Raw genomic sequence first — 14109 nt, 5'->3', positions numbered from 1 at the left:
AGCTATTAGCGCGACTCTCCGTCGAAGTGCTGGACCACTACGCCGCCCAACTACAACACATCAACGCCACGGCCCAAAGCGAGCACTCGGCATGGGAGACGATATGAAACCCAGCTTGATGCAGTTGCATAAGGACTTGCTGCTGGGCAACACCCGCAGCGTGACGCTCACCATTCAGGCGCTCGACGCCATCGCCGGCCATCAAAAAGCCGGCGGCGCGGCCTTCACCCTAGTCAACGCCAAAGCCGCCCTGGCCGCCGCCCGGCAGATCGACGCCGCCCAGCTCTACCTCACCCCGCTGGCCGGCATTCCTCTCGTCATCAACGATAGCTTCGACGTACAAGGCCAAATCACGCGCGCCGGCTCCGTGGTGCTGAAATCCAACCCGCCCGCCAGCCAAGACGCGGCCATCGTCGCCACCCTGCGCGCGGCCGGCGCCGTGCTGCTGGCGCGCGCCAATATCAGCGAGTTCTCCTACTCCGGCCTGGGCCTGAACCCGCACTACGGCACCCCGCTGAACCCCGGCGATCCCACCCGCGTGGCCGGCGGCTCCAGTTCCGGCGCGGCGGTCAGCGTGGCCCTGGGCATGAGCGCGGCCGCGCTGGTGTCCGACAGCAGCGGCTCCGCGCGCATCCCCGCCGCCTTCTGCGGCCTGGTTGGCTTCAAGGCCACGTCGAAGCGGATGCCGCTGCAAGGCTGCCTATCCCCATCCTTCTCCCTGGATTCCGTCGGCATCCTGGCGCGTTCAGCCCCCTGCTGCTCCGTCCTGGACGCCGTGCTCAGCGGCGGCTGGATGCCCGCCCACACCCGCAGCGGCCAAGCGCCGGGCATCAAAAGATGCCGGCTCTATGTCACCGAGGACTATCTCGCGGAGCAACTGGACCCCGCGGTGGCCCAAGCCTTCGACAAGGCGCTGACGCGCCTGTCCAAAGCCGGCGCCCGCATCATTCCCTTCGACTTTCCCGAACTCAGGCAGATTGCAGAAATGAACGCCCAGGGCGGGCAAATCGCGGCCGAAGCCTGGCGCCGGCACCGCACGCGGCTGGAAGGCAAGGACAACGGCCGCTACGACCCGCGCATCGCCCAGCTCATCCGACAAGGGGCCAATCAGAGCGCCGTGGATTATCAAGACCTGCTTGAGCAACGCCGCACGCTGCAAGCCGTCGCCGCGCATCGGCTCTCCATGGCCGACGCCTGGCTCATGCCCACCGTGGCCATCCTGCCGCCCACGCTGGCTCAGTTGGAGGACGACGACGCCTACACCCGCTTGAACCACCTGGTGCAGCGCAATAGCGCCGTCGTCAATCTGCTGGACGGCTGCGCCGTCAGCCTGCCCCTCTCCCCCCAAATCGGCCTGAGCGTCTGCGGGCTGCACGGCAGCGACACCCATATTCTGAAATTGGCGGCCGGCATTGAAGCCACGCTGGCGAAAACGGAAGGAGAATGACATGGAGGCCCCAATGCCCGTGATGGAGCAATTGAAGCAGCTGAATCAAGACTTGCTCGACGCCCAGCCGGATCACACCGCGCTGTCCCATCTAGGCCAGCAACTAAGCCAACAGTGCGCGGAAATGGATGCCTGTCTGCTGCAGGGCTTGATGGAACTGCGCGCCGCCCATATCGGCTTGCAAGCCATCCTGACCCTGCTGCAACGGCGCGATGAACCGCTGCAGTTCAGCAGCGATGAAGCGGTGGCGCTGCTGGAGCCGGTGCAGCAACGCTTGAGCCACGGCCTAAGCAGCATCAACCGCCTGGTGTAGCCCGGCCATATGCCAGGGAGCGCCTGGCGCTCCCTGGTTCTCTGCGCATCAAGCAATCGCCTTTGAACAAGAGCTCAACCCGCCACATTGACTTGCACTTCACACTGCAGTTCATGTCACCCCAAAATGAAACTAGCAGACGATGGGAAGTGGACAGTTAAGCAAATTCATATCGTGATCACTTTCTCACCATTGTCCACGGCCACCGCAGCAATTTTTTCCTTCAATTTAATTTGAACCCCCTCTTCTTTTGAGACCAAGAACCACTGACCTTCGACATTAGCAGGGGTAAGTTCGAACAGCGTTGGGTCATCAAGCGCATTTAATACCGCAAAGACTTTGTAGTCTCCAGAAAACGCTTTCAACTTTGCATATTCGTTTGGAGTGAGTTCGAAATTTAGAGTGTCACGCGACATGCCTTTAACCTCTATGCGAAGGAAAGATTTGCCCTTCCTAGCCTCAAGATCCCAGCCTAAACAGTCCTCCTCCACAGAAACTACTGTGTATCCTTGAGCCTCGTAATAAGCAGTGGCAGAGTCGACTGCGGCCCCTTCGACCCGTGTATTATGCGCACTATCAGGCTTGCTTGCTCTCCCCCCTACCTTCTTTTTTCCTAACGGCTCATCGGAAGGCAGAGCGCCCCCCTCTTCTTCCTCCATAAACTTACGCAGCGTTCGCATAAACTTCTGCACTTCCACATTATTCCCTTGGGCCTCTGGATACCAAACATTTGATTGCCCCGGAAACCCCGGATTACCTTGTTGCGCCGACGGAACCTCGAAAATGCGACGTTCCTCAACAAGCAAAGTTGCTCCGTCGACATTGACTACGCATAGATACTTGCCATCGGCCCCTTCAATCTCTGGAACCTGTCCACGCCTTGCTCGATATTGTTTGTGGAACACAGTGGCCCCTCGGTACCAACCACCACCTGTCCATACCCTCTACGGCGTGCGATGAATATAACATCAACACCAGCCAACTCATCACCAACCGACCAACTGCCATTTTGGATACTTCGGAGGTTAATACCCGCATAATTCCGGCTCATCGCATATCCGAAGCACTTTCCCCTGTTAGGCTTAAAGTTGAAAATCTCTCCACCAATACCATTTTGTCGGATGTAGGCCCCACCACTTGTGATGGTCCCCACTCCGTCATACTTCTCCATATAGCCCACGCGCAATACCAATAACGGATGCATATTCCAATATCTCTCTTATCTCTTTGTTTACATAACAACGCACAAAGCACGACGCTGACTCACGGCCGCTAAAAAAATTAGCCAAGAGTGAGTTGGCAAGGCTCAGCCCACCATGCCAATTATCAAATTTAAGACAATAACATGTTTCATTGAGATACAAGCCAACACTAAACCGCCACGGCTCCTCCTTACCTAAGCCCCTCCTCTCAATACAGCAAGAAACCGTCCTCTTCCCCCTCCCGCGCTAAGGCCGCACCCATGCCCTCGCGCCGGATGCGCGCACCCTCGGCGTCGATGGTGCCCATGATGTGCTTGGCGGCCTTGGCCAGCGTCGCCTTGCCCTCGTCCGATCCCACGTCGTAATAGGCCGCTGCCCAGCAACTTCATGGCGATCACTGCCGCTGTCGATATCTGGTGTTGAGCATGAAGCCTCTTCGTATTTTCCAGTCTGACAATAAGTGCTTTGCCGTGGAGCGCTCTTTTCAAAACCGCCAACGTGCCGTACCTGTCCTTTAGAACTGGGCCTCTCCAAACCTTGATCTAGCTCGCTTGTACCGTCACAAGCCATCCAAATAGAATGTCTCCGCTCTCCATTGCGAACCAACATCATCAGGCCACTTTGCGTAAGTGGCTTTTCTTTGCGGACATTCTATTCCATGGATATCAGCCAGCTGCTTGCCAGTTTTTCCAGCGCCTTCACGCAAGACAATCGTCTGCTCACGCTGTCCCTCGGGGATGGCAGCATCGCGGCTGAAACCCTGTTGCCTCAGACTCTGGAAGGCGAGGAAGGCGTTTCAGAGAGCTATCGCTATCAATTGACCTGCCTGTCTCCCAATGGCTCCATCGAACTGAAGTCTCTGCTGGGCGTTGCGGCAAAGATAGGCATTGCCGCCGCCTCCGGGGAAGAGCTTGTACGCTGTGGGGTGGTGTCGGAGGTGAAGCAGCTGGGGGCGGATGGCGGTTTCGCTCAGTACGGTTTGACGGTGGAGTCCCCGTTTTCGCTGCTGCGCTATCGGCGGACTTCACGCGTGTTTCAGGACTTGACCGTGCCAGACATCATTAAGCAGATTCTGGCCGAGCATCAGGCGAATAATGCTCAGTTCGCACGGGTTCAGACTTTGGACATTCAAGTGGGTCCGGCTTCGCCGCGCAGCTACTGCCTACAATACCGCGAGAGCGACTATGACTTTATCGTGCGCTTGATGCATGAAGAGGGCTACGGCTGGCGGTTTGCCCACTCTGAGAAAGACAAGCTGCCGCAAGTACAGCTGATCCTGTTTGATGATCCGTTTGGGCTACCCGCCGCCAGCATGGAGCGTCTGCGCTTTCACCGCAGCGATGCGACGGAAGAAGAGGACGGCTTAAGCGCTTGGGAGTCTTCCCGGCAAATCGTATCCGGCAATGTCGCGCTGGCGAGCTTCGATTACCAGCCGGTCACCAGCAATATGACGGGCGATGAAAGCCAAATCAATCAGGGCCAGAGCGGCAAGTCCTTACAGTCCACCTTGCAGGACTACTCGCCGCAGACGCTTTACTATGCGAGCGATGCGGAGCAATTTGGGCATTACGCGCAGCTGCGGCAGCAGGCGCATGATTTACAAGCCAAACAGTTCAGCGGCGGTGGCGCGGTCAGGGGGCTGCTGCCGGGCGAATGGTTCCGTCTGGACAACCATCCCAACCATGACGGGGACAGCAGCGAGCAACGTGAATTCGTGGTGACCAAACAGCGCTTCATCGCTCACAACAATCTTCCCCAAGGGCTGAAGCGGCTGCTTCAAACCTCCATCCCTTATCTATCCCAAAGCAAAGAACAGACTGAACCCGCGCCTTACCAAACCACCTTTACCGCTCAACGGCGCGGCATTCCGCTGACGCCGGCATATGCCTATACCCGGCACGCCAAGCCAACGAGTTTGGGCAGCCAGACCGCTACTGTGGTGGGGCCGGCCGGCGAAGAGGTGCATACGGATCAATTCGGACGCATCAAGGTGCAATTCCATTGGCAGCGCCCTGAAGAGCATCCCGGCATCGGCGCGGCGATGGATGATAAGTCCTCTTGTTGGATTCGAGTGGTGATGCCTAGTGCCGGGGCGGCTTGGGGGCATCAGTTCATTCCCCGCATCGGTCAGGAAGTCTTGGTGGACTTTCTGGAAGGAGACATTGACCGTCCTGTCGTTGTTGGCGTGCTCTATAACGGCAGCCACGCCACCCCGGACTTTAGCGGCGCAGGCGCTTTGCCGGCGAACAAGACCCTCTCCGGCATCAAGTCGAAAGAGCATCAAGGCGGCGGCTACAGCGAACTGCTGTTTGATGACACGCCTGGAGAAGTCCGCGCCAAGCTTTCCAGTGAGCCGGGTAAGACCCAGTTGAACCAGGGCTTTTTGACTCATCCCCGCAAAGACGGGAAAGCGGAGCCACGCGGCAACGGCTTTGAGTTGCGAACGGATTTGTCAGGCGCGATCCGGGCCGCTCAAGGGGTTCTGGTCAGCGCCTATGCCCGTACAGGCGCTGGCGGCAACCAGCTGGACCGACAAGAGTTGATCGGCCAGTTGGAGATGGCGCTGTCCATTGCGAAGTCTCTCGCCAAGCAGGCCGAGGTTCATCATGCGGATGAAACCGACACCAAACCGCAAGAGCAACTGGCGCAAGACGTTAAACAATGGGAAGGTGGCAGCAATACCGCCAAGGAAGCCAAGAGTGGGCACAAAGCCATCCTGGCCCTCGGCGCACCGGAAGGCATTGCCCTGGCCAGCGAATCGAACATCTCGATGGCGACGGGCTGCACGCACGACTTGATTGCCGCCAAGGATAGCAACCAGAGCATAGGCCAGCATCTGCGCATGCGCGTGGGACAGTCCCTGTCCATCTTCGTGATGCAGTTGGGCATGAAGCTCATCTCCGCCTCTGGCGCGATTCGCATCCAAGCGCAGGATGACGACATTGAAATTATCGCCGCCAAGCGCTTACGTCTGGTGGGCTTGAAGGCGGTCAGTATTGAAGGGCCTCAGGTCAATATCACCGCACAGAATGCCGGCGCGGAGTATGGGGGCGGGATCACCACGAAGACATCGGCCACGCATACCCAGCATGCCGCCAACCACGCCATGACAGGGCCGGCCAGTGTCAGCCCGCAAATGCTCAACCTGCCGCAAAGCGCCATTCAGACGAATGAACAGTTTGGCATAGCAGGCCGCTCCGGCAAGGCGCAATCCCAGATACAGCATGAAGTCCGCAATGGTCAGAACAAGCTGGAAGGCTCTGGCAGCACGGATGGCAGCGGCGCAACCTCTACGCTGACCGGCAAGGCCATTGATCAACTGAAAATGCATCTGAAACGGAACGGATGATGGCAGACGTATTAAGCACCGCAACCCGCCGCGTATCCTTGCAATTCGACAAGAAAGGCAACCCGTATTTTGAATCCGTCAAAAGCCCGGACAGTTTCAAGCAATGCGCCTTATGCGTAAAACCGCCGCATACCGTTATTCCGGTGATTTTTGTGCCGGGGATTATGGGAACGAATTTAAGAATAAGGGGTAAGAAGCAAATAAAAGCATGGGCTCCGCCTAATGGGAAGCTAGGCGGGATAGGAGCGGCTCTTAACGGAACTACTCAATCGCCTGCGGAGCGCCAAGCGCTATTTTCCCCCGGAGACACCGAGGTTAACCCGGATGGCCCTTGCCAAGTTCCTGATAATTTGCATTGGGTCAGCGCCGAAGAGGCGAAACGGCGTGGCTGGGGCGCATTGCATGCCGACAGTTACCACTTCATTTTGCAGCGCTTGGAAGTCATCCTCAATGACCAATACAGCAGCCCGGGTCATCCTGAGGAGCGTGGTAATTTTCTGTTGCCGGAAATTGGTCTACTGGCCCATCTCAATGGCGGCAAGCAGACTGCTCCTCGCTCTGAAAAAGAGCCGGACTACGCCAAGGCCGCAGCGGAGGCGGTAAAAGCTTGGAATTTGACCCCACAGGGACTAAGTCAAGACGAAGTGTTGCGGTTGGACGATTATTACTACCCGGTATGGGCACATGGTTACAACTGGCTACAAAGCAATGAAGAGTCCGCGCAATCTCTGATCGAAAAGATTGATCAAATCATTGAACATTACAAAAATACCAACTATTTCGATTGCGATGGCAAAGTTATCTTGGTCACGCACTCCATGGGCGGCTTGGTGGGGCGCAGGGCGGCTCAGATGGCTCCTGACAAGATATTGGGGGTGGTGCATGGTGTGCAGCCGGTAGCAGGCGCGCCAGTGGTCTATCGCCGTTTCCGCGCCGGGACTGAGGTAGGCGGCTTTTTAGATATTGAAGGCGCCGCCGTGGCTGCCATCATTGGTTGGAATGCTGGAGACATTACGCCGACTCTGGCATGTTCTCCTGGACCGTTGGAGTTGTTGCCGACCAAGCACTATGCACCGGGCTGGCTGAAAGTTGTTAAGAAAGGCGGTAGCGATGTAATTTTTAGCTTGCCGCAGGCTGATCCCTATGAGGAAATCTACAGCAAGACTACGGATGAATGCTGGTGGGGGATGCTTGATCCTGGGTTAATTGATCCTGCTAACAAATTAAGCTCGAGTGGAAATTCACCGTTGAAATCGCATAGAGATGCGTTAGACCAGGCAAGTAAATTTCATAATGCACTTGATCTTTATGCTCACCCACAAACTTATGGCTATTACGGTATTGATCAGAAGAAATTCCGTACTTTTGGCCATATTCATTGGCAGGCTTCAGGCAGTATTCCAGGAGATGATGTCATGCCATTAATCTATCAAAAGGATAGTCAGCGAACCATGACGGGGAAAAGTACCGTTCCACTTTATCAAGATGAAGGCTCGCCAAAAATTAAATTCAAATTAAGCAATGAGCGTGATCAGGGAGGGGATGGCACGGTTCCTCTAGACTCTGGGAAAGTGCTGACCCAGCTGCAACCAACACCCAAAGCAGTATTTAGCATGTCGGGGTTCGACCATCAAATGAGCTACAAGAATCAATATGCGATTCAAGCTACAGTCTATGGCATTGCCAAAATCGTTCAACAAGCCCCGCCGCCCAAGGCATACTAAAGGACTGTCACTATGAATCGACTTGCTTTATTGCTTGCCTTATTGATGGCCAGCCCTGCTCTTTATGCTGCGGAGAAGAAGATGTTTGAAAAAATGAGAACCTATTGCTTTGGCAGATACTTGGTTGACATTCCGTATGAGGCTGAACTGGATGGACAGCTTAGCAAGTACATGAATGACACCATTCAAACGGTTAAAACAAGTGATACATCATTGAAAGCTAAAATTGACAAGAAGATGGGAGATTTGAAAAAAAAGGCATTTCCGTATTACGAGCTTAGCAAGGAAATAAACAATGGAAGCGGAGTGATCTTACTTGGCTACAAGGAGGCTTTTAAGGATCCTATGTATAGCATAGACACATTCAAGTGGGATAGAGGGTACGCATTTATTACTTCGGGTGCATCCTATAGTGATAAGGGAATTGATCGTACTGTTAGTTTATTTGCCGATTACTTAAAAAATGTACGCTATCGCTCGGATCGTGACATTCCGAAAGAGCCAGGGTTCTGCATTGAAAATGGCTTTATCCTCAACAATGGAAAATCGCCACAGTTTGAAATGGCTTCAATCACTTTCGCCTTGAAGAATAATCCAGATGTTTGGTTCAGCATAGACAGCTTCACACTATCAAAGCCAGAGCCATCCTTGCTGGAAAGGCAAAAGGCGGCAAAACTGGATGAGAGATTTCCTGGCAAGATAAAGGCAATCAGGAAGGGAGCTAGAACGGTAAACGGCATGCAGGGCGAGGAGTCCCTAAATGAGTTCCCCTCTGACAACGGCATGGGTGTTGCACATAGTTTTATGTGGGAGGCACAGGGTGGTTTTGATAACCCCCTCAATCCAAAAGTCTCGATACAGCTTACCTCTGGTGAAGGCGTAGCCGGTGTTACCGGGGAGTCATCTTTAAGTGCAGCACAAATGCAGCGTCTCTATGAAAGCGTGATTAAGTCCATCCGAGTTCGTCCGACAGCCCAATAAATTTAAGAGAAGCAATGAATTAGACTATTCGGTTCGTTGAAAAGTGGCTATTGCGCTTGAGTTACAAGAATTGATATGTAATTCAAGCTACAGTCTATCGCATTGCCAAAATCGTTCAACAAGCCCCCCCAAGGCGCACTAAAAGACTGCCACTATGAGTCGACTTGCTTTATTGCTTGCCTTATTGATGACCAGCCCTGCTCTTTATGCTGCGGAGAGTACGATTTTTGACAAAATGAGAACCTATTGCTTTGGCAGATACTTGGTTGACATTCCGCATGAAGCAGAACTCAAGGGGCAGGGAAATAAATATATTTCTGCATCAATAAAAACCGAAAAAATTAGTAGGGAAGCCATGCTTAAGCTGGCGGAGAAAAAAGAACTCACCTTAAAAAACGAGCATGACAAATATGAAGATCAGTTTGCGGAAACTCGATTTTCAAACTCACCAGACAAGAGATTGGTGTTAGCAAAGTCAGAACCATTTGGACGACTCATGTATTCATTGGATGCCTATAAATTTTTAGGAAATGGATACACTGCACTTTCCTCAGTCCGTGCATTAAACAAAAAAAACATCCAGGAAACACTTTCTGAGTATGAGGCCTACCTACAAGGGATTCGTTATCGCTCGGATCGAGACATTCCGAAAGAGGCCGGTTTTTGCATTGCAAATGGCTTTGTCTCCAATGATGGAAAATCGCCACAGTTTGAGATGGCTTCAATCACTTTCGCCTTGAAGAATAATCCGGATGTTTGGTTCAGCATAGACAGCTTCACACTGTCAAAGCCAGAGCCATCCTTGCTGGAAAGGCAAAAGGCAGCAAAACTGGATGAGCGATTTCCTGGCAAGATAAAGGCAATCAGGAAGGGCGCTAGAACGGTAAATGGAATGCAAGGTGAGGAATCTCTAAATGAGTTCCCCTCTGACAACGGCATGGGTGTTGCACATAGTTTTATGTGGGAGGTACAGGGTGGTTTTGATAACCCCCTCAATCCAAAAGTCTCGATACAGCTAACCTCTGGTGAAGGCGTAGCCGGTGTTACCGGGGAGTCATCATTAAATGCAACACAAATGCAGCATCTCTATGAAAGCGTGATTAAGTCCATCCGAGTTCGTCCGGTAGCTCAATAAATTTAAGTGGCGTAACGGGTAACAACATTGATCAGTCCGCGTCAACATTCATCGCTAAAAATAGTCTCTGGCTTTATGCGAGGCCACAGTGCAATTTATTAATTTTTGATATTGCAATTAGCAAGGACCATTCCTCTATGATTAATATTTCTAAGATTGCTACCTATTTTGGATTATTGCCTGCCGTATTAATGGCGACGGGTTGCGCTGTCAATAGGCCGCTTGAGCCTGAGGCGATTCGCGCCGCGATGAAAGCGACTTATCAATGTCATTCATCGCAACTAGATAAAGCAGGACAAGGTGAGCAAGGCACAAATAAAGGCTGCTATTTTGTGCTACATAGCCCGGAAACGGGAAGAGTGCTCAAGAATACTCCTTATTTACTTCAGGTCCATGACCCGAAGTCCAGCGACGAAGCACCTGCGATTTCTTTGCAGGGACGGACGGATGGCCAAGGAAGAAGCCAATTTGTATCACCCCTTTTTGATATTAATGTGAATGCCGTACGCTTTGTAGAAGTTGTGGGCAGCGGGAACTATCGGGGCAACTTCACCTTGGTTTCAAGAAGCGGCAAGCCGTCTAGCGGGGCTGGATACAAGTTGTTGGCGTGCGGGAAAGAAGTATATAAATCCCGTGCAGACTATCACGGTGAAACAGTAGTTTTTCAGATGCAAGATCACTGTGACTTTTCAATGCAGCTTACAAGATAAGCATGGAGCAACGTTGCTAGGCTGCCAGGAAAAGTCAGAATAAGACCCGCTAACAAAACCCCTGATCCTGCGTTGCGCCTCCTTGTCGTACTACGGGCACTGCCTGCGTCGGCGCGCCTTGGCTCAGCTACGCTGCGCGGTTTTGTTAGCGGCTCTAAACCACACGGGCCCACAGATGGGCGACACCGCATCAACCGCCTAGTGTAGACGCCAGGGAGCGCCCGACGCTCCTTGGTGCTCAGTGCATCAGAACGAAATCACCCGTCCACGCCCAGCGCCGCCCTCACCTCCGCGCCGGCGATGTCGAACAACGCGCCAGCGGCCGGCGTCAGCCCCAGCATGTGGATGCAGCCATGGACCATGCCGTCCAGCTGGCGCACCGTTGCCGCCACCCCGGCCTCGTTCAGCCGCGCAGCGTAGTCCTCCGCTTCGCCGCGCAGCGGGTCGAACTCCGCCGTCAGGATGGTCGCGCTCGGCAAGCCTTCCAGGCGGGTCGCCAGCAGCGGTGAGACATAGGGCGAGTTCCCCTCCGCCTCCTCGGAGAGATAGGTGGCGTAGCAGAAGCGCATCAACTCCCGCGTCAGGTAGTAGCCGTCGCCGTACGCCTGGTAGGAGGCGCTGTCCATCCTGTGGTTCAAGGCCGGGTAGATCAGCAGTTGATGGGCGATGGACGGGCCGCCGTGATCGCGCGCCAGCAGGCAGGCGGCGGCGGCGAGATTGCCGCCGGCGCTGTCACCAGCCACGCCCAGCCGGCCGGGATCCACGCCGAGCGCTGGCGCGTGTTCAAAGGCCCAGCACAGGGCGTCATACACATCGTGCAGCGGCACCGGATAGCGGTGCTCCGGCGCCAGCCGGTAATCGACGGACAGCACCACGCAGCCAGTGGCCTTGGCCAGCGCGCGGCAGGGGTTGTCGTAGACCTCGGCCGAGCCCAGGCACCAGCCGCCGCCGTGGGCGAAGACCAGCGCCGGCTGCGCCGCCGCGCGGGCCTCGGGCCAATAGCCGACCACCCGCAGCGGATAGCCGTCCCGCGCCCTCACTTGGAACACCTCCACCCGCGCCACGTCTTCCAGCGGGCCGTGCTGTTGGCGCAGCCCGGCATCGGTGTCGGCGCGCAGCCGCGCCATGTCCGCGGGCGCGGCGGCATCGCCCGCCTCCGCTTGTTCCAGCCACTGCTGGATCTTGATATCCAATGGCATGCTCAATCCTCGCTTTCCAGGAAGGGCAGCAGCTCGGCGATGAACTCGTCGGCGGCCTCCTCCATGATGAAGTGGCCGCAGTCCGGGATGACCACGCCGCGCAAGTCGTCGGCCTGGCCGCGCATGGTGTCCAGCGGGGCCTTGCCGGTGGCGTGCTCGGCGCCGATGGCGAGCACCGGCATGGTCAGCTTGCTTTGCGCGCGCCGCTGGTTCTGACGAATGGTTTCAGGGATGGCCCGGTAGTAAGCGAAACCGCCGCGCAGGCCGCCCGGCGAGGAGTAGGCGTCGATATAGACCTCCGCCGCCACGCGGTCTCGCCGCCACGACCAACGCTGGAACATGAAGTCCAGGTAGGCGCGCTCGCGCCCGGCGATCAGCGTTTCCGGCAAGTCGGCCAGCTGGTTGAACATGAAATGCCACAGGAAGATGTTTTCCTCGGGCGGCGCGAAAATCGACGGCGCCGGGGCCAGGCCGGGTATCACCGCCTCGGTCAGCGCCAGCCGGCTAACCACGCCGGGATGGTCGCTGGCCAGCGCGTAAGCCAGCCACATGCCCACATCGTGGCCCACCACGGGATAGCGGGCGTGGCCCAGCCGGACCATCACGCGATGCAATACGGCGGCGGCCGCGCCGGTGTCGTAGCCGGCGTCCGGCCGGCTGGAAAACCCGGTGCCGGGCGGGTCCACGGCGATGGCTTGAAAACCGCGGGCGGCCAAGGCGCGCATCACGTGACGCCAGGCGTACCAGGTTTGCGGCCAGCCGGGAATCAGCAGCACCGGGCGGCCGACGCCGGCGGTGACCACGTGGATGCGCTGGCCGTTCAGCCGCACATAGTCATGTTTGAAATCGGCTTCGGAATGGGAGCATGGAAGAGCTGTCATCGGGATCTCTCTGAAAAAATGGATGGGAAGTCAGGCGATGCCCAGCATCGCGCGGATCTGAGCTTGATCCACCGACGCGCCGGCAAAGTCGTCGAACACCCGTTCGGTGACGTGGATGATGTGGCGCTTGATGAAGTCCACGCCCTCGCGCGCGCCGTCTTCCTGGTCCTTGAGGCAGCACTCCCACTCCAGCGTGGCCCAGCCTTCGTAGTCGTACTGCGCCAGCTTGGAGAAGATCGCCTTGAAGTCCACTTGGCCGTCGCCCAGGGAACGGAAACGACCGGCGCGCTCCATCCAACCGCTGTAGCCGCCGTAGATGCCTTGCCGGCCGTTGGGCCGAAATTCGGCGTCCTTCACATGGAACATGCGGATGTGCTCGTGATAGATGTCCAGGTAGGCGAGGTAGTCCAGTTGCTGCAGCACCAGGTGGCTGGGATCGAACAACATCTTGCAGCGCGCATGCTGGTCCACCAGCTCGTAGAAGCGTTCGAAGCTGGCGCCGTCATGCAGGTCTTCGCTGGGGTGGATTTCGTAGCACAGATTGACGCCGTGTTCGTCGCAAGCGTCCAGAATCGGCCGCCAGCGCCGCGCCAGTTCTTCGAAGGCGGTTTCGATCAAGCCTTCCGGCCGTTGCGGAAACGGGAACAAATACGGCCAGACGAAGGAGCCGGAAAACGTACCCATTTCGCTCAGCCCCAGCCGCCGCGAGGCCTGAGCCGCCATCCGCAAACGCTCCAGCGCCCAAGCGGTGCGCTCCGCCGGCTTGCCGCGCAGATTCGGCGGCGCGAAGTTGTCGCACATCGCGTCGTAAGCCGGGTGCACGGCGACCAGTTGTCCGAAGATATGCGTGGTCAGCTCGCTAAGCTCCAAACCGTGCGCAGCCAGCGTGCCCTTGATCTCATCGCAATAGTCCTGGCTGGCGGCGGCCCGCTCCACATCGATGAAGCGGCTGTCCCATGCCGGAATTTGCAGGGCTTTAAAGCCGGTGCGCGCCGCCCAGCCGGCAATGCCGTCCAGGGTGTTGAACGGGGCTTGATCCGCGCCGAATTGAGCCAGATGGAGGCTGGGGCCTTTGAGTGTTGTCATGTGTCGTTGTCTATTGTTTGTCGATCGACAAATAATAGACGTCGGCAAGGCTACACGTCAACGGCGGAGCGCGATAAAATTC

General features: G+C 56.2%; 12 protein-coding genes. 7 read left to right on the top strand and 5 right to left on the bottom strand.

Annotation, left to right across the window (positions count from 1 at the left end):
* Positions 1-103: 103 nt before the first annotated feature.
* Positions 104-1447 carry an amidase gene (locus HA052_RS10130; RefSeq protein WP_166451845.1) on the top strand — a complete coding sequence of 448 codons (1344 nt, stop codon included), beginning with the start codon at positions 104-106 and terminating at the stop codon, positions 1445-1447.
* 1 nt (position 1448) lies between these two features.
* Positions 1449-1760, top strand: a complete 312-nt coding sequence (locus HA052_RS10125; protein ID WP_166451844.1) for a DUF1484 family protein — start codon at positions 1449-1451, stop codon at positions 1758-1760.
* Between the two features lie 167 nt (positions 1761-1927).
* On the opposite strand, the gene HA052_RS10120 is transcribed toward HA052_RS10125, so the two are convergent.
* Entirely contained in the window at positions 1928-2665 is a 738-nt protein-coding gene (locus HA052_RS10120; protein ID WP_206118854.1) for a protein NO VEIN domain-containing protein, read from the bottom strand.
* Between the two features lie 505 nt (positions 2666-3170).
* A complete protein-coding gene (locus tag HA052_RS10115; RefSeq protein WP_166451843.1) occupies positions 3171-3320 on the bottom strand; it encodes a hypothetical protein in 150 nt (49 codons plus the stop codon).
* A 300-nt stretch (positions 3321-3620) separates the two neighbouring features.
* Here HA052_RS10115 and HA052_RS10110 point away from each other — a divergent pair, with 300 nt between their 5' ends.
* The 5 genes from HA052_RS10110 to HA052_RS10090 all read left to right on the top strand — a co-directional run bounded on the left by HA052_RS10110 (position 3621) and on the right by HA052_RS10090 (position 10861).
* Positions 3621-6311 carry a type VI secretion system Vgr family protein gene (locus HA052_RS10110; protein WP_166451842.1) on the top strand — a complete coding sequence of 897 codons (2691 nt, stop codon included), beginning with the start codon at positions 3621-3623 and terminating at the stop codon, positions 6309-6311.
* The gene (locus HA052_RS10105) at positions 6311-8035 is read left to right on the top strand and encodes an esterase/lipase family protein (protein WP_206118853.1); all 1725 of its coding nucleotides are present in this window, start codon (positions 6311-6313) and stop codon (positions 8033-8035) included. Before HA052_RS10110 ends, HA052_RS10105 begins: the two co-directional genes overlap by 1 nt.
* A gap of 12 nt (positions 8036-8047) precedes the next feature.
* Positions 8048-9016 carry a T6SS immunity protein Tli4 family protein gene (locus HA052_RS10100; RefSeq protein ID WP_166451840.1) on the top strand — a complete coding sequence of 323 codons (969 nt, stop codon included), beginning with the start codon at positions 8048-8050 and terminating at the stop codon, positions 9014-9016.
* Between the two features lie 154 nt (positions 9017-9170).
* Entirely contained in the window at positions 9171-10151 is a 981-nt protein-coding gene (locus HA052_RS10095) for a T6SS immunity protein Tli4 family protein (RefSeq protein WP_166451839.1), read from the top strand.
* Between the two features lie 137 nt (positions 10152-10288).
* Positions 10289-10861 (top strand): hypothetical protein, encoded by a 573-nt coding sequence (locus HA052_RS10090; RefSeq protein WP_166451838.1) that lies wholly within the window; start codon positions 10289-10291, stop codon positions 10859-10861.
* A 257-nt stretch (positions 10862-11118) separates the two neighbouring features.
* Here HA052_RS10090 and HA052_RS10085 read toward each other — a convergent pair whose 3' ends face one another.
* The 3 genes from HA052_RS10085 to HA052_RS10075 are packed head-to-tail and all read right to left on the bottom strand — an operon-like array spanning position 11119 to position 14027.
* On the bottom strand, positions 11119-12060 hold the full coding sequence (locus HA052_RS10085) for an alpha/beta hydrolase (protein ID WP_166451837.1): 942 nt from the start codon (positions 12058-12060) through the stop codon (positions 11119-11121).
* Between the two features lie 2 nt (positions 12061-12062).
* Positions 12063-12941 (bottom strand): alpha/beta hydrolase, encoded by an 879-nt coding sequence (locus HA052_RS10080; protein ID WP_166451836.1) that lies wholly within the window; start codon positions 12939-12941, stop codon positions 12063-12065.
* A gap of 30 nt (positions 12942-12971) precedes the next feature.
* The gene (locus tag HA052_RS10075) at positions 12972-14027 is read right to left on the bottom strand and encodes a sugar phosphate isomerase/epimerase family protein (protein ID WP_166451835.1); all 1056 of its coding nucleotides are present in this window, start codon (positions 14025-14027) and stop codon (positions 12972-12974) included.
* Positions 14028-14109: the final 82 nt, after the last annotated feature.

The organism is Chromobacterium fluminis, from assembly GCF_011602385.1.
Classification (GTDB): domain Bacteria; phylum Pseudomonadota; class Gammaproteobacteria; order Burkholderiales; family Chromobacteriaceae; genus Chromobacterium; species Chromobacterium fluminis.
Note: the sequence above shows the minus strand (reverse complement) of the source record. Positions and strands in the feature narration are given on the sequence as shown.